Annotated in this window: 14 protein-coding genes and 1 riboswitch; of the genes, 11 read left to right on the top strand and 3 right to left on the bottom strand. The window is 48.9% G+C overall.

All coding sequences use genetic code 11. The annotated features are described in order from the left end of the window. Window positions 1–425 precede the first annotated feature (425 nt). The 3 genes from LK536_RS40920 (at window position 426) to LK536_RS40910 (ending at window position 2,474) form a co-directional block, all read left to right on the top strand. Complete coding sequence (locus tag LK536_RS40920) at window positions 426–743, top strand: hypothetical protein (RefSeq protein ID WP_227795939.1); 318 nt, start codon at window positions 426–428, stop codon at window positions 741–743. Window positions 744–885: 142 nt separating this feature from the next. Further along, the gene (locus LK536_RS40915) at window positions 886–1,581 is read left to right on the top strand and encodes a metallophosphoesterase (RefSeq protein WP_227795940.1); all 696 of its coding nucleotides are present in this window, start codon (window positions 886–888) and stop codon (window positions 1,579–1,581) included. A gap of 350 nt (window positions 1,582–1,931) precedes the next feature. Next, window positions 1,932–2,474 (top strand): metallophosphoesterase, encoded by a 543-nt coding sequence (locus LK536_RS40910; protein ID WP_008716998.1) that lies wholly within the window; start codon window positions 1,932–1,934, stop codon window positions 2,472–2,474. Window positions 2,475–2,566: 92 nt separating this feature from the next. Here LK536_RS40910 and LK536_RS40905 read toward each other — a convergent pair whose 3' ends face one another. Further along, complete coding sequence (locus LK536_RS40905) at window positions 2,567–3,607, bottom strand: DUF2156 domain-containing protein (RefSeq protein ID WP_227795941.1); 1,041 nt, start codon at window positions 3,605–3,607, stop codon at window positions 2,567–2,569. 138 nt (window positions 3,608–3,745) lie between these two features. On the opposite strand from LK536_RS40905, the gene LK536_RS40900 reads away from it, so the two are divergent. The 5 genes from LK536_RS40900 (at window position 3,746) to LK536_RS40880 (ending at window position 10,193) form a co-directional block, all read left to right on the top strand. Beyond that, complete coding sequence (locus LK536_RS40900) at window positions 3,746–4,111, top strand: winged helix-turn-helix transcriptional regulator (RefSeq protein ID WP_008716993.1); 366 nt, start codon at window positions 3,746–3,748, stop codon at window positions 4,109–4,111. 79 nt (window positions 4,112–4,190) lie between these two features. Continuing rightward, window positions 4,191–4,301, top strand: a riboswitch (TPP riboswitch). A gap of 108 nt (window positions 4,302–4,409) precedes the next feature. Then, window positions 4,410–5,717 (top strand): phosphomethylpyrimidine synthase ThiC, encoded by a 1,308-nt coding sequence (gene thiC / locus LK536_RS40895; protein WP_227795942.1) that lies wholly within the window; start codon window positions 4,410–4,412, stop codon window positions 5,715–5,717. Window positions 5,718–5,968: 251 nt separating this feature from the next. Then, on the top strand, window positions 5,969–6,820 hold the full coding sequence (gene licT / locus LK536_RS40890) for a BglG family transcription antiterminator LicT (protein WP_008716990.1): 852 nt from the start codon (window positions 5,969–5,971) through the stop codon (window positions 6,818–6,820). After that, window positions 6,820–8,742: a beta-glucoside-specific PTS transporter subunit IIABC gene (locus tag LK536_RS40885; protein WP_227795943.1), complete on the top strand. Its 1,923-nt coding sequence runs from the start codon at window positions 6,820–6,822 to the stop codon at window positions 8,740–8,742. The genes licT and LK536_RS40885 overlap by 1 nt, the downstream gene beginning before the upstream one ends. A 23-nt stretch (window positions 8,743–8,765) precedes the next feature. Continuing rightward, window positions 8,766–10,193: a family 1 glycosylhydrolase gene (locus LK536_RS40880; protein WP_235712139.1), complete on the top strand. Its 1,428-nt coding sequence runs from the start codon at window positions 8,766–8,768 to the stop codon at window positions 10,191–10,193. Window positions 10,194–10,335: 142 nt separating this feature from the next. Here LK536_RS40880 and LK536_RS40875 read toward each other — a convergent pair whose 3' ends face one another. Continuing rightward, window positions 10,336–12,318, bottom strand: coding sequence for a sodium-translocating pyrophosphatase (locus tag LK536_RS40875; RefSeq protein ID WP_227795944.1), 1,983 nt, complete (start codon window positions 12,316–12,318; stop codon window positions 10,336–10,338). Between the two features lie 222 nt (window positions 12,319–12,540). Here LK536_RS40875 and LK536_RS40870 point away from each other — a divergent pair, with 222 nt between their 5' ends. Then, window positions 12,541–14,499 (top strand): EAL domain-containing protein, encoded by a 1,959-nt coding sequence (locus LK536_RS40870; protein WP_227795945.1) that lies wholly within the window; start codon window positions 12,541–12,543, stop codon window positions 14,497–14,499. 151 nt (window positions 14,500–14,650) lie between these two features. Here LK536_RS40870 and LK536_RS40865 read toward each other — a convergent pair whose 3' ends face one another. After that, window positions 14,651–15,589: a hypothetical protein gene (locus LK536_RS40865; protein ID WP_227795946.1), complete on the bottom strand. Its 939-nt coding sequence runs from the start codon at window positions 15,587–15,589 to the stop codon at window positions 14,651–14,653. Window positions 15,590–15,828: 239 nt separating this feature from the next. Between LK536_RS40865 and LK536_RS40860 the strand changes: the two genes are divergently transcribed. Next, on the top strand, window positions 15,829–16,338 hold the full coding sequence (locus LK536_RS40860) for an RNA polymerase sigma factor (protein WP_227795947.1): 510 nt from the start codon (window positions 15,829–15,831) through the stop codon (window positions 16,336–16,338). Beyond that, window positions 16,331–17,248 carry a zf-HC2 domain-containing protein gene (locus LK536_RS40855; protein WP_227795948.1) on the top strand — a complete coding sequence of 306 codons (918 nt, stop codon included), beginning with the start codon at window positions 16,331–16,333 and terminating at the stop codon, window positions 17,246–17,248. The genes LK536_RS40860 and LK536_RS40855 overlap by 8 nt, the downstream gene beginning before the upstream one ends. The last annotated feature ends 45 nt before the right edge of the window (window positions 17,249–17,293 follow it).

Below are 17,293 nucleotides of genomic sequence, written 5' to 3'. Positions count from 1 at the left end.
CTAATATGGAGATTGCAGGTAAGGACAGTATCCATATTGGATTGTATTGGACCTGATTATATATGCGTTGAGTTATATCCTGATTTATACTATAATAGCTGGATAAGAAGACTGGCCGGGGGTGCAACAGATTGGACAGGTGAGGCAGGTTGAAATTTTCATTTAATACAGGGTATACATCAGAGGAATTGGCTTTTATTAGGGAATACCGATGTGGGATTATATCTGAAATCAAATTTCCAAAGGTTTCAGGATAAAAGCTATCTGGAATGGTTATAGTGCCGATCCTATTGAAAATAGAATAGGTCAGGTGATATTTTTATATGGCTAATTCAGGGGAATACGGGTACAGAAGTGATTTGCCAGGGAGGATTAAAATATATAGGAGTGTTTAATTTCAGCGCTGTATGCGGAGGAAAACAAAGATGGCGATTAGTGTTAATAGGGAAGGAAATATAGATGGTTCCATTGATTTAACCATTAATATTGCGACCACACAGTTTTTTAATGAGTTTTGGGAGAAGGCGATTAAAGACACCAATGCAGAAATATTTAAAGAAAATAGCCAGTTTGGTAAAAGTCAGGTGCCTGCTGTCTTATATGAGTTAGAGTTAATAAAACGCTGGGTTGAAATTAACCTGCTAGATAGTAATCGGGAGTATATGAAAGAAAGAGTGGAAAATTTGATAGATTGTATACCGACGGCTTTTGATAAAGATGAGACTATATTATACATCTACTAATTTCTGATTTGTGTGATTTTAAAAATCAATCCTCATTCTCCGCCCGGCTTTGCCCGGCGATTTTTCCCGTTTAGATAGATCCTAACTCAGAAGGAAGGTTGGTTTCAGATATGATCATAGGGGAATAAGACTGGAGGCATGTATGAGGACCATAATCGTTGCAGATATCCACGGATGCCACAGCGAACTGCTGGCGCTGCTTAAAAAACTTAAGTTCAGGCAAGATACGGACAGACTGATCTGTCTTGGGGATCTGATTGACAGGGGAAATCAGGTTTATGAGGTATTTGATTATGTCAGGACGCTGAAATCCGATATGGGGGAACGCTGCGTCCTGATCCGTGGGAACCATGAGCAGATGCTGATGGATTCCGTGGATGACATGTTCAGCCGGCAGATGTGGTTTATGAATGGGGGTGTGGAGACTGTAAGATCCTTCAAAAAACACAGACATGATTATGCACGCCATATCAATTGGTTCGGACGTATGCAGCTGTACTTTGAGACAAAGGATTTCATCTGCGCCCATGCAGGGGTGAGGACAGACAGGATGGCGGAAAACACTGCTGATATCCTTCTATGGGACAGGGACAGTGCTGAGGGGAATGGGTACAGCGGGAAAATTGCCATCGTGGGGCATACACCCGTGATTGACCCTGTTTATCTGGATGGCAAAGGACATACAGAAGTCATTGAGGACAGGAAACCGCAGATGCTGCCTTCCTGGGGAACCATCTGCATGGATACAGGGTGCGTATTTGGGTACCGGCTCACCGGAATGGTAATTGAAGACGGCATGTTCTATACGGATTCCGTGTTCTGGGGAGTGGACGGATGACAGGCGGAATCCGGTAAATCCTTTCAACAAATATTAGCAAGGATTCTCCCATCCTCTAAGGTGGTGAGATGAATTGCCAAAAACAAACTTAACGACAGTGGTGGGCGGAGAGTAATCGGTATCCCCCACTGCCATGAGGTCAACCACGCATCTACGTAGGATGCAGTCGCACTTCGACAATATACCGAGCGTGGATTGAAACAATCCTAAATGTTTTAAGTCCTAAATATTTGCGATGGGCCTGTGATTTGCCATGGTGGTGTGGTAAAATGAATCATATCAAATGAACATGATATTAAATAAAATAATATAAATATACAAAAAATGCAAAAGGCAACCAGGAGGATTTTATGGGAAATATTTATATGATATCAGACACCCATTTTGGCGATGCAGGCGCAATACTGAAATATGAGGGAAGACCCTTTAAGGATGGCCATGAGATGAATGAGCAGATGATTGAAAACTGGAACCGTGTGGTTGGGGCGGAAGATACGGTCTATCATCTGGGCGATTTTGCCTGCGGTATGGACGCAGGGGAGATAACGGCCATACTGGGAAGGCTGAATGGACATAAGATCCTGATAGCAGGGAACCATGACAGGGATTTTGACAGCCGAAGGTGGATGGATATGGGATTCGGCGAGGTGAGTTTCCTTCCCGTTGTCTTAGATGAATTCTATATACTATCCCATCAACCCATGTATGTGAATATATACAGTCCCTATGCCAATATATTCGGTCATGTCCACAACAACCCCATGTATGCGGATGTGTCTGAACGGAGTTTCTGTGCCTGTGTGGAGCGGATTGGATATGCGCCCATTGCATTTGAGGCAATCAGGAGAGGGATACTGGAGGCGGATGGGAAAGGGAAAAAACAGGGGGGATGAAGCCGGATGAAAGGAAGCCAGATGAAAGGAAGCCGGATGAAAGGAAGCCGGATTACATGAAACAGGATTAATTGAAACAGGAAGCGGTCCGCTTATTCCCAGCGGGCCGCATATTTATCCAGCATAAATGCAGGATAGTAGGATTCCTTTGCCTTCCTCAGATTCTCCATCCCCATATCTTCCTCACGGTTAATATAGTGCAGTTCAGGATAGACCTTAAGCAGATGGCGGACAAATTCACGGTTAATCATCTGGTATGTGCCGTGGACCGTGATATCGGCTTTCTCGAACCTTACATCAAACCCATGTCCGCCTACCGGCTCACCAAAGGTAAAGGCCAGCAGCCGGTCCCCGGCATAGAGGACGCCGCCTGTAAGCCCCAGGGCATCATAATGTTTAAAGGCCGTGAGGATGGCCTCCTTTTCCGCTTCCGGCATACCGCTTTCAAGCCCTTCATGATTTTCTTCCCAGCTTTGCAGAAGGGCAAGGCAGGAGTTTATATGTTCCTGTCCCAGCACTTCAAAGTGCCAGTCCGGACATTCCTGTTCAAAGCGGTTGCAGTGGTTCCGTTTATTATGCAGCTTTTTCCCTCCAAGACTGGCCAGGGTTCCTGCCTCATAGATATAATCCGCACTATCCCGAAGTCCCTCAAACCGGAACTGTGTGGGGAATTCCGTCAGGAGGCATTGCTTCTGCGCCTCGGTCACGCCCTTGATTAAAAGGGGCTGTCCCAGCTGTTCCGCCAGCCGCTTCATCTGGGTGATGGCAGGTTTTAGTGTTCCGCTGCCGGCAGGATAGGAGAAGAACAGTCCATCCTCCGTTTGGTACCTGGCAATCATCCGGCTCCCCAGGTCTGCCGCAGTCATTCCATACGCCCTTCCCCAGAGAAAGAACGTCCCAAAGCATCCATCGGATGCCAGGCTGTCCTCGGCCGCCAGGATGGGGGCCATCCATGAACGGTCCGCGATGGACAGTTCCCTGAACTCAATAGGGGTGCTGCGGATGATGCTTGGGGCATTGCCGCCCCAATCCATGGACAGGGCCGTATTCCCCGAAACCTGATAGCTGCAGGTCTGTGCACAGCATGAGCCGGTACATGACCCGGTCTGTTTTTTATTGCATGTTTTATCCATTATATGATTACGCTCCGTGATTGACTTTTCTTTTTAGACATATTATAATTTTAACAGTATCATTATAAATTACAAGTACGAACATCAAGGTGCGGTACTAACATAGAAGTATGGTACTTACCTGAAGGAGAGTGTAAGATGGGAAAATGCTCCATATCACAGGCCAGCCTTGGGGAGACAGGATTCAGCTATACCCTGTCCCTTATAAACGGCAAATATAAGATGACAATCCTCTACACCCTTATGGAATTTGGGGTGGTGCGGTTCAATGAGATGAAAAAGTACATTGGGGAAATCTCATACAAGACGCTCAGCGTCACGCTGAAGGAACTGGAGGGCGACCAGCTGGTACACCGCGAAGAGTATCCACAGATACCGCCTAAGGTGGAATACAGCCTGACGGAACGGGGCAAATCACTGATTCCCATCCTGGACATGATGTGCGAGTGGGGGGAGAAGCACCGTCTGCCCTCCAGGCGGGAGCAGAATAAGGCTGACATTTAAAGGCTGAAATTTAAAGCTTGACATTTAAAACAATACCGAATAAACTGATGATACGGATATAATAAGATTTTTATATGATACAACCACAACAGGGAGCTTGTGAAGCAGGCTGAGAGGAAGTAATCGAACTTCGACCTATTATACCTGATTTGGATAATGCCAACGTAGGGAAAATATGGAAGTACATCAACCGCGCATCTGATCTGCGCGGCAGATGCAGCGCATGAGTTCATTCATGGTCCATTCCTTGACGGAGTGGGCCATTTTTATTTACCACAAAAAGAAGAGGAGGAAAGACATGAACTACACAACGCAGATGGATGCGGCCAGAAAGGGAATCCTGACAAAGGAACTTGGGAAGGTGGCTGCAAAGGAACAGTTTGAACCGGCAGAGCTGATGAGGCTGGTGGCAGAAGGGAAGGTGGCCATTCCTGCCAACAGGCGCCATGGGTGCCTTGAACCAAACGGAATCGGCTCCATGCTGAAGACAAAAATCAATGTTAACCTGGGCACCTCCAGGGACTGTAAGGACCTGGATATGGAACTTTTAAAGGTCAATGACGCAGTCCGCATGGGAGTGGAATCCATCATGGATTTAAGCTCCTTCGGGGATACCCGCACCTTTAGGAGGATGCTGACCCGGGAATGCCCGGCCATCATAGGCACGGTGCCCATCTATGATGCCGTGGTGTATTATCACAAGCCCTTAAAGGATATCACCTCCCGCGAATGGATAGATATCGTGAAAATGCATGCGGAGGACGGAGTGGATTTCCAGACCATCCACGTGGGTATAAACAGGCGGACCGCAGAGCGTTTTAAACAGGCAGGACGCCTGACCAATCTTGTATCAAGAGGCGGTTCCATCATATTTGCATGGATGGAGATGACAGGGCAGGAGAACCCGTTTTATGAACACTTTGATGAGATACTGGACATCTGCCAGGAGTATGATGTGACACTGAGCCTGGGGGATGCCTGCCGCCCCGGATGCATTGAGGACGCCTCGGACATTTCCCAGATAGAGGAACTGGTGACGCTGGGGGAGCTTACCAGGAGGGCGTGGGATAAGAATGTCCAGGTCATCATCGAAGGACCGGGGCACATGCCTTTAAACCAGATTGAGGCCAATATGAAGATACAGCAGACCATCTGCAAGGGCGCGCCCTTTTATGTCCTGGGTCCGCTGGTCACGGATATCGCGCCGGGATATGACCATATAACTGCTGCCATCGGAGGGGCATTGGCAGCTGCCAGCGGCGCGTCCTTCCTCTGCTATGTGACCCCGGCGGAACATCTGCGGCTGCCGGATCTGGAGGATGTGAAGGAGGGAATCATGGCATCCAGGATTGCGGCCCATGCAGCGGACCTTGCAAAGGGCGTCAAAGGGGCCGCACAGTGGGATCATGAGATGAGCGCTGCACGCAGGGACCTGGACTGGGAGCGCATGTTCCAGCTTTCCATTGACCCGGAAAAGGCCAGGAGGTACAGGGCGTCCGCAAAGCCGGAGAAAGAGGACACCTGCTCCATGTGCGGCAATTTCTGCGCGGTTAAGAATATGAACCGGATACTGAAAGGGGAGAGTGTCAGCATATTTGATGAATGACAGGCGGACTTGCCTAAGCCAGCTTTCCAGGTACTGTAAATATTCCATAAATTTAAATGAAAATAGGGCTTGACATTGTGAGAATTATTATATAGAATAAAAATCAGAGAAAAACTTAGAAAAGAAAACTTATGTGACTAGGGAGTCACGAAGTGAGTATGTTACTGGTACGCAGGCAGAACTCAGATTACACTGAAAATTTTTATTTTCCGTGTAGTTTGAGTTTTTTTTTCTGGAAAGGAGGATTTATTGTGAAGATAAGTCAGATTTTAAATAATAATGTTGCAGTGGTGAAAAAAGGGGGCAGTGAACTGATTGTTTACTCCAAAGGCATATCATTCAGAAAAAAGGCTGGCCAGTCCATAGGAGAAAATGAAATCGAGAAAACATATGTTTTAGACTCCAATGATATGCTGGAACACTTCAGCTACCTGCTCGCCAACACGGACGAGGAATATCTGAACATTGTCAATGATGTCATTGCACAGGGCGAGCTGCTGCTGGGGCAGAAGGCAAATGATTATTTATATCTGACCTTATTGGATCATATTGACTTTGCACTGAAACGTGCGGGGAAAGGGCAGTTTATCCGCAGCCCCCTGACCTGGGAGGTTAAGAAATTCTATCCCAGGCATTTCCAGATCGGCCTGCATGCGCTGGAGCTGTTAAACGAACGGTTCCATGTGGAATTTCCTGAGGATGAGGCGGTATCCATTGCACTTCATTTCGTCAACCTGCAGTCCGAGGGGAAGGACCTGAAGGAGACGATAGAGGCCATGCAGGTCCTTAAGGATATCCTGTCCATCATCCAGTATCACTATAATATACGTCTGGATGAGTCATCTGTGAACTATATGCGCCTTATTACCCATCTGCAGTATTTCATACAGCGGCTTCAGGCCGGACAGGTATTTGAGGATAATGACAAGGCGCTGAATTCCCAGGTCAGGATGCTGTATCCTGCCGCATATGGGTGCGCTGTAAAAATCCGGGCGTACATTAAAGAAAATTTTAAGATGGAACTGACCATCGATGAGGAAACATATCTTATCCTGCATATACACAGGGTTACGAACAGAAATGAAAAGAAGGAGGAAGATTGATGAAATATCAGACAATGAATGAAAACATCATCCGCCTGGTAGGCGGCAAGGATAATATCAGCGCGGTCGTGCACTGCATGACCAGGCTCCGTTTTACATTAAAGGACCGGAGCAAGGCAAAAACAGAAGAAATTAAGGCCATGGACGGGGTGATTGACGTGGTGTCCAATGACGTGGCATATCAGATCATCATCGGAACCCATGTTTCAGAGGTGCATGAGGAACTGATATCCATGCTGGGAATCAGCACAGAGGCATCAGGACCCCAGGCCAGGACCAGGAAGAATCCGTTTAAGGCGGCCCTTGACCTGGTATCGGAATCCATGACACCGCTACTGGAACCTATCATCGCGGCAGGTATGCTGGCAGGCCTTCTGTCCCTGGTATCCCTGATGGGACTGGTGTCGGCGGACAGCCCCACCTATATTGTCCTGGACTCCATCAGGGGGGCTGTGTTCTTCTTCCTCCCCGTATTCATGGCCATGGCATGCGCCAAACGCCTGAACGCCAGTCCCTACCTTGCGGTGGCATTGGCGGCAACCCTGCTCTCTGCTTCCATTAACGGGGTGGAAGGACTCAGCGTATTCGGGATTCCCCTTCCGGCCATAACCTACTCCAGCTCCTTTATCCCAATCCTGCTGGCAGTGTGGTTCATGGGATATGTGCAGGCATTCCTTAAGAAGGTCATACCTAACCTTCTGCAGTATTTCCTGATTCCGGTATTTACCCTGGTGATAACCCTGCCCGTTACCCTGATGTTCTTTGGGCCCATCGGAACCTGGATCGGCGAGGGAATCAGTTTTGTATGTACCTTCCTGGCCAATACCCTGGGCAACTGGAGCGTGGTGGCTTTTTATGCGGCAATCCAGCCATTCTTGATCATGATGGGAGCCGGAAACTTCATTATGCCGGTGGTCATGGCCTTCCTGGCGGAAATGGGATACGACCCCCTGTTCCTGGCAGCCTGCACCATCTCCGACATTGCAGTGGGAGGCGCCATGTTTGGATATTTCCTCCGTGCAAAGGATGCGAAACAGAAAGAATTATTCGGCACGGTCAGCTTCTCGGCTATCTTAGGCTGTACGGAACCGGCTGTGTTCGGTGTGTTTGTGAAATACCGCCGTCCGTTCCTGGCTGTCATATTCGGCGGAGGGCTGGGAGGACTGTTTGCAGGACTGATGGGGGTTAAGACATATACCATGGCATGGGGGCTGGCAGGCCTTCCTTCCTATATCGGTGTCAATGATTTCAATAATTTCTATTATATGATAGCAGCGGTTGCCATTGGATTTGTGGCTGCAGCCATTGCTGGTTTTATCCTGTGCCAGCCGGAAGGGGAGGCGCAGAAAGAAGGAACCTCCTTGTTCCGGTTCGGAAAAGCCCGCAAAAAACAGCCGGCCAGCCAGGCCCCGGCTGAATCAGCTGAGGACGGTCCGGAGGCAGGAAACGCGGACGGCGGGAATATCCACAGGGAACCACTGATGGCAGTGGCTGAAGGTGAGGTGGTTCAGCTGTCACAGGTGGAAGATAAGGCATTTTCCAGCGGGGCCATGGGAAAGGGGATAGCCATAAAACCTTCGGGCAACCAGGTCTATGCGCCTGTAAGCGGAGAGGTGGTATGCCTGTTCCCAACCAAACATGCCATTGGAATCAAAAGCGATTCCGGCGTGGAGCTTTTAATCCATATCGGTATCGATACGGTGCAGCTGGACGGAAAACATTTTACGGCCCATATAGAGCAGGGACAGCGGGTGGAGCGCGGACAGCTTCTGGTGGAAGCGGATATGAAAGCCATTGAAGGGGAGGGCTATGACACGACCATCATGGTCATTGTCACCAATACAACCCATTTCCTGGATGTGATTCCCGCTGTATGTGAGAACATCCGTCTGGATGAAGATTGCCTGAGTGTTGTATTTTAGAGTGTTTAAAGGAGCAGATAAGGATGAGAGATGACTTTTTATGGGGAGGCAGCATTGCGGCCCATCAGTGCGAGGGAGCATGGCAGGAGGGCGGAAAGGGAGTTGCAATCATGGATCTGGTGACCAGCGGCTCCCACGAAGTCCCAAGGGAAATCTGTAAGGAAATTGAGGACGGGAAATATTATCCATCCCACAGGGGAATTGATTTTTATCACCGCTACAGGGAGGATATCGGATTATTTTCGCAGATGGGATTTAAGGCCCTGCGCATCTCTGTGGACTGGTCCAGAATCTATCCCATGGGGGATGAGGAAGAGCCGAATCAGGAAGGTATCCGCTATTATGCGGATGTGGTGGACGAACTGCTTGCCAATGGGATTGAACCCATTGTGACGCTGTATCATTTTGAAATGCCGTATCATCTGGTGACGGGGTACGGTTCATGGACCAACAGGAAGCTGATTGGTTTTTATCTGAGATACTGTGAGACCATGTTCCGGGCGCTGAAGGGAAAGGTAAGGTACTGGGTCACATTCAATGAGATGAACCACATTGACCCGGCGACCGAAGCATCGGATATCTTTACCTATATGATAGCGGGGCTGAAGTTTTCAGAGATGGAGGATCCTGCCAGGACACTGGCGGCAGTAGGGTATAATATGACGGCGGCAGGCGTGAGGGCAGTGGAGCTTGGGCACCGTATAGACCCGGAAAACCAGATAGGATGCGTATTCGGGCTTCAGCCCGTCTATGCCTACAATTGTAAGCCTGAGAATGCGTTCCAGGCCTTCCGGGAGATGTATAGGGACTTCTATCAGGTGGACGCCATGTGCATGGGATGCTTTCCGCGCTACAAGCTGAAGGAATATGAGAAGATGGGCATTGTGCCGGAAGGCGTTGAGGAGGACGCGGAAAGCTTTAAGAATGGAACCATTGATTTCATCGGTGTAAACTACTACTCCTCAAGCGTGGGCCACCACGATGGGGAAAGCGGTGAGGAAACCCTGTTTGGCGGCGTACAGAACCCATACCTGGAGCAGAGCAGGTGGGGCTGGGCCATTGACCCCAAAGGACTGCGCTATCTCCTGAATGCAGTATACAGGAAATACGGAAAGCCGCTGATTGTCACCGAGAACGGGTTAGGCGCAGTGGATATCTTAAAGGAAGACAAGACCGTGGATGACAGCTATCGGATTGAGTATCTGAAGCTTCATCTGGAGCAGCTGCGGCTGGCGGTGGAGGAAGATGATGTGGAATGCTTCGGTTATCTGATGTGGGGGCCTGTTGACCTGGTTTCCGCCACCACAGGGGAGATGAAGAAGCGCTATGGTTTCATCTACGTGGACCAGGATGACGACGGAAGCGGGACAGGGGAACGCTATGCCAAGGAATCCTTTTACTGGTTCAAGGAAATCATCCGAACCAATGGAGCCGGGCTTTCCAAACAATAAAAAAGAGAAGGGATGACAGAAAACGGGTTCCGGCCGGTATTGGCCTGGAACCCGTTTTGCCGGTTTATCTTTCCGGCTGAATCTTATTTTCCCTGAGGGACGTGTCTTTCGTCCGTCTGTTTTTAAGGCCGTTCAGGAGGATTTAGAGTAATCCCCCATACTGCAGGAACATTGGGGCAAATACAAGGGAGACAATGGTCATAAGCTTAATCAGTATGTTGATGGAAGGGCCTGAGGTATCCTTAAAGGGATCGCCTACCGTATCGCCCACCACGGCCGCCTTGTGGGCAGTGCTGCCTTTTCCTCCATGGTTGCCTTCCTCGATGTATTTCTTTGCATTATCCCAGGCCCCGCCTGAGTTGGACATGAAGATTGCCATCAGGACACCGGTCACAAGGGCTCCGGTAAGCAGGCCGCCGAGGGCATCCGGGCCAAGGATCAGTCCGGTGGCCAGAGGCGCCAGCACTGCCATGAGTCCGGGCAGGAACATTTCCTTTAAGGCCGCGTTGGTGGAAATGGATACGCAGGAAGCGTAATCCGGTCTGGAAGTCCCTTTCAGGATTCCGGAGTCCTCCCTGAACTGGCGGCGTACTTCCTCAATCATCTGATGGGCTGCCTTGGATACGGACTCCATGGTCATGGCGGAGAAGAGGAAGGTGAGCATGCCGCCGATAAACAGGCCGATGATGACATGGGCGTTGAGGATATCTATGGTGGTAAGCTTCACTGCCTCTGCATAGGACACAAACAGGGCCAGGGCGGTCAGCGCCGCAGAACCGATGGCAAACCCCTTACCGATGGCAGCGGTGGTGTTGCCCACGGAATCCAGCTTATCGGTGATTTCACGCACGGATTTGTCCAGTCCGGCCATCTCTGCGATTCCGCCTGCATTGTCCGCAATGGGTCCGTAGGCGTCAATGGCAACCGTGATTCCTGTGGTGGAAAGCATCCCCACAGCTGCCAGGGCAATTCCGTAAAGTCCCATAAGGCGGTTGGATATAAGGATGCCGATGCACACCAGAAGGATGGGGACAGCCGTTGACTGCATGCCCACTGCAAGGCCGCTGATGATGGTGGTGGCTGAACCGGTTTCGGACTGCGCGGCCACCTTCTTTACAAAACGGTAATCACCGGAGGTGTAGATTTCCGTGACAAACCCGATTAATACGCCTACGAACAGTCCTGTGATGATGGTCAGGGCCGCAAGGTAATTGCCGAAAAAGGTACGGCTGAGGACCAGTGCGCAGATGACCACCAGTGCGGTTGCGCTGTATTCCCCGGTTTTTAACGCCTTGTGCGGGTCGGAGTTGCCGATGGCCTTAACCAGCAGGGCGCCGATGATGGAGGCCACGATGCCGGATGCGGAAAGCAGCAGCGGGAACAGGATGCCGGATTCCTGATAGAATACAAGCCCAAGGGTCAGGGCGGAAATCAGGGAACCTACATAAGACTCAAACAGGTCAGCGCCCATTCCGGCCACATCCCCTACGTTATCCCCCACGTTATCGGCAATGACGGCCGGGTTGCGGGGATCGTCCTCGGGGATGCCTGCCTCTACCTTACCTACCAGGTCGGCGCCCACATCAGCGGCCTTGGTATAGATACCTCCGCCCACACGGGCAAACAGGGCGATGGATGATGCGCCCAGGCTGAAGCCGGACAGGACGGATACATCCTTTGTGATGATGTAAAGCGCGCCCACGCCCATAAGGCCAAGCCCCACAACCGCCATACCCATGACGCTGCCGCCGGAAAATGCAAGGGACAGGGCCTGGCGCATACCGGAGGTACGGGCCGCGTTGGCGGTACGGCAGTTGGCGCGGATAGCCGCGCTCATTCCCAGATAGCCTGCTATGGTGGAGAAAATACTTCCAACCAGGAAACATCCGGCGGTTACCCAGCTGCGGGTCCCAAGCCCGATTACAACAAATAAGATGGCAACAAAGACAACAAGTATGCGGTACTCGGATGTGAGGAAGGCTCTTGCGCCTTCTGCGATTGCATCTGCAATCTCCCTCATTTTGTCATTGCCCGGGTCCTGCCTGATTACATAGAGCCTTAGAAAAACAGCAAACAACAGGCCTGCAAGACCTATCAACGGGACTAAAAATAACATTTGTTTCATAATACCCTCCTGATTTTTGTAGATATTGTAGATTGCTTCTCCATGAATTGTAACAAATATAGTAGAATTTATCAACAAAAATTTTTAGAATATCTAAAAAATATTGCAAACAGAAATATATTACAAGATATTCTTTTTAAATTGGATATTGCTGTAAATGTAATTTGGGTATATGATAGAACATAAAAGGAACACAAAAGTGGGAAACGGCAGGTGGGGACAGTGAGGTGGAACATAGCTCCTGAGACAATATCATTAGTTATCCTGGGAATCATATGGGTATATTCGCGGAAAGGGAGTCATCTTCCAAGCCTCAAGAACAGGATGTTCCAGGGCTGTCTCACCGTGACCTTTGCAGCCATGACAAGCAACATCCTTTCTACCTTCATGCTCTATGATTATATCCGGGTGCCGGTCCTGCTCACCTGGGCTGTTACCACGGTTTATTTTATCCTGACCCCTTTGATGGGGCTGGTGTATTATCTTTATGTTGTCTCCATTATCTATGAGGAGAGGCCGCAGTTAAAAAACATGATCCTGGCCGGGGTCATACCGGCGGTGTTCTATGCCCTGCTGGTTCTGTCCAATCCCTTTACAGGGTGTATGTTCAGTATTACAGAAGGAAACTATACCCAGGGAAACTGCATCCTCCTTACCTATCTTGTTTTTTATGCTTACTGTGTGGGCTGTATCCTGGTGGCTGTCAGGAACAGGATTTACATTGACCGTCAGATTTACCGTATCCTGGCCGCCTTCCCGGTCCTGGCCGTGCTGGTAATCCTGTTCCAGCAGCTCTATCCTGAAATCATCCTTTCAGGCTCAGCCGCAACCTGCGCCCTGCTTATCATCTATCTCCATTTACAGAACCGTCAGATTTCCCTGGATTATCTGACCAATGTGCCCAACCGCCAGGAACTTCTCAATATGCTGGACCTAATGCTGAAAAAGCATCCTGAGAAAGACTTTGTGCTCATGGTTGTCTCCATCCGGGATTTCCGCCAGGTCAACAATGTATGCGGACAGCACGGCGGGGATGAATTCCTGAAGGAAGTGTGCGGCTTCCTGTGCGGGATTGGCCCCCAGGGCAATGTATACCGCTTCAGCGGCGATGAGTTCGCATTGCTGTTTACCGATGAGGAGGACAGGCTTGAGCGGCATGTGAGGAAATGTGTGGGGGATATACAGACGCGCATGGCGCAGCCCTGGCAGAACAGGGATTATCAATTCATCCTTCCTGCGGTCATAGGGATCATCCGCCGTTCCGAATATGTGAATACACTGGAATCAGCGGTCAGCGCCATTGAATATGCGGTGTACCAGGCAAAGACGGGGCGGTACGGACAGGTGCTCTACTGTGACCAGGAGATGCTTGGCAAGCTGGAGCGCAGGAAGCAGATCATCCAGGTATTAAAAGATCAGCTGTCAGAAAAAAAGGTAGAGCTGTACTATCAGCCCATCTACTCTGTGGATACCGGGGACTTCCGGTTTGCCGAGTCCCTGATGCGTATGAACCATACGCCCATTGGCCCTGTGTACCCGTCTGAATTCATTCCCATTGCAGAGGAGACCGGGCTTATTATCGACCTTACATATGTGATACTGGATACTGTGTGCAGATATATCAACCATCTGCTGGGAAAGGGGATTCCCATAGAAGCCATCCATGTCAACTTTTCCGCCATCCAGTTCTCACAGCCGGATCTGGCCAGGAAGGTGCTGGACATCATAAAGCGGAATGGGACGCCCATGGGGGCTGTGAAGATTGAGTTTACGGAAAGTACCCTGGCGGAGAATCCCCAGGTGGTGACGGATTTTGCCATAGAGATGAAGAAACATGGAATCCGGATGGGTCTGGATGATTTCGGCACCGGTTATTCCAATATTGCAACGGTAATCCAGATTCCCTTTGGCACGGTTAAGCTGGACAAGAGTTTTGTCCAGGCATCCATGGACAACAGGAAATCCGAATTGACCATAAGACATCTGGTCCATGCCTTTAATGACCTGGGCATGTCCGTGGTGGCAGAGGGCGTGGAGACAGAAGAGCAGAAGCAGATGGTCATTGACCTGGGCGTGGAACAGATCCAGGGGTATTACTATTCAAAGCCGCTGCCCGGGGATGGGATGGAGGGATTCCTGGAAGCCAGGATGCAGCAGGCGGGAAGCATACCGGCACAGTGACATGATATGTAACATGGGTGTTCATAAATCCATTTTTCGGGTTATCCGTTCAATCCATCTTAACACAAAAGCAGCCAGGGAAATCCTTCTGTAAGGATGTTCCTGGCTGCTTTTCTTTAATATGCCTCGGATGCTTTACTTACCTTAGGCGTCACTCTTTAATGATTTCATACTTTGCAATATCCGGGTGGAAGGTATCCTTTTCCGTGTCCCAGGCCCCGGTAGGACCAAGCCAGTAATAGAAATCAAGTTCCGTTGACTTAATATAGCAGTTGGTCTGTACATAGCCGTCATAGTTAAAGTAATACCACTTATTATTGATGCACCGCCATGTATTGGTGGGATATGCATTGTTCTTATAGACATAGCGGCGTCCAAGCCGGTCCCTCTTCCATGTCCCGTTATCAAAATACCAGGCATCTTTCTTGGTGACGGTGTATGATTCAGATCTCTCAGACCAGGGGCTGGCCTGCGACTTGTAGGTGCCGTATGCCCTGACGCAGAATGTATAATCACCTTCCAGATTGATATAGGAACGGAAATCAAAGCGGTCATGCTGGGCCTTGACGGTGGTCATCAGGCGGTTGTTCCGGTAAAGCTGGACTTCATAGCTCTTAGAACCCTCCACCTCATCCCATACAGCGTTGCTGTTGCTCCAGCTGACGGAAGTGGAAGCGGGAAGCATGCTGTCCAGGGTGGGAAATGTAACCTGAAGGATAAGGGAGTTGCCGTCAGAATCTATGGAAGCCTTTTTAAACTGTGCCCCGCAGCCGAAAAGGGAGAAATACTTCCTGCTGTTGCTGGTAAAGCGGTAATCACTCTTTGCGGATAACTCTACTTCCACAACCGGACGTTCACCGAAAACCCACGTATCATCTCTTTTATAATAGGAAGCCCCCTCCACCGTGAATTGCTTGCTGTTGGTATTGACATATACCTCTCCTACCAAATCTCCGGCTTTCGGTATCTTATCCCAGGAAAAGGATAAGGGAACAGAAGTAATAAGGGTTTCTTCGCCATAAGCCGGTATGAAGATGCCCAAGGACAGGATGGTTGTCAGAAAGACCAGTAAAAATGTCCTTTTTTTCATGGCATTTACCTCCTTCTTACGAGTTATTATTATTGTACTGTAAAATGGGGGAAATGTCCAAGATATTCATTGAAAATTAAGAATTAGGTCTGTGCTTTGGGGGATGCGCCCGCCCTACCCCCATCATTTTCAAATTCTTGTAACGAATGCCCCTGTTTTGTGATATAAGTGATATAAATAATGATTCATTCATAAAGCGGTTTCAATAAGTGATGATTTTCCGGATAGGAGGTGGGACAATGGGGAAATCCGGCGAAAGCATGGACATGGATTCTGTCTATAGGGATTATGAGAAATTGGTTTATCGGTTTCTGTATTCCCATACGCACGATGCAGAATGGTCCCAGGAACTGATGCAGGAAACATTTTTGCGGGCAGTATATTCTATTTCGCGGTATGACGGCACCTGCAAGTTATCTGTATGGCTATGTCAGATAGCAAAGCATATACTGTATCAGGAACTCCGTAAAAGAAAGCAGATGGAAACAGTAGGATTAGCAGATTACTTAATCGATGATTCAGCGCCAGATGGCGAAACCAGTATACTGAACCAGGAACGTAAAATGGAACTTTACCGTGCAATCCATCTCCTGCCAGAACTGGAACGGGAGGTAGTACTTTACCGGATTACAGGTGAACTTTCTTTCCGTGAAATAGGGGAAATCTTAGGTAAGAGTGAGAATTGGGGCAGAACGGTTTTTTATCGTGCAAAACAAAAAATCAGAGAGGAGTTGAAAAAGTATGAATAAAGATCATTCTTGTGATATTATCCAGGACCTGCTTCCGGGATATATTGATGGGATATTAAGCGAAGCAGGAACAGACGTGGTGAAAGGGCATCTGGAGGAATGTGAGGAGTGTAATCAGGTTTATTTGGAAATGAAAGAGGGATTGGGCCAAGAAGAGGAACAAAAAGAAACACTTGCGCTTGACGGCTTTAAGAAGGTGCAGCAGCATACAAAAAAATTAAAAAGAATGATTGGCATTTTTGCTGGTTTGTTAACACTTCTTCTGGTATCCATTTTTTTGAAGGTTTTTGTCATTGGTGAATGCTTACCGACGCATGAAGTGAATGCCACGGACATTTCATATGATGAGGAAACAGGATACCTTACCATACGCGGCATGATTAACCGGTCATCCTGCCGTGTCAGCCGTGTCGTATGGCAGGAAAGTGAAGATGAAGCGGATGTAGTCAATGTACTGGTTTATGGAGCAGATACATTACCGTTCCAGCAGGATAAAACAGATTTCACCCTTTCAATCCCCGATATGAAAGGGAAAAAGGCGTATCTTGCGTGTCCGGATTATGATAGATTGGAACTATACAGCTGGGAACATGGCCACTACGAAAAGATGGCAGAATTAGAGAATGAGATATACAACCGTTTACCTGAATTAGATAGGGAGAAAAACGCTTTAAGCTATATCAGCGGGATTGAATATGTAAATGGAATTGAGGGCATATGGTATTATGTTGACACTGTGATTGGTGAAAATGCAACATACTGGCGGTTTAATGGCCAACTGGTCACGGACGGCGATTTTGAACCCCAGGATTTTGCCATTTGGATTTCTTTGGACAGGCCGTATCAGATTTTGATTTATGATTTCGGGACCGGGGAATATACGGAAGATTTTTCCCTGGTAAATCGTTGATTCCTGGAATAAAAACCGGTATTTCCTGAAAAAGGAGGATGAGGA

The sequence above is a fragment of the Clostridium pacaense genome (assembly GCF_020709765.2).
Taxonomy (GTDB): Bacteria; Bacillota; Clostridia; order Lachnospirales; family Lachnospiraceae; genus Enterocloster; species Enterocloster hominis.
The sequence above is the reverse complement of the archived record's forward strand: the minus strand, read 5'-3'. Positions and strand labels throughout refer to the sequence as shown.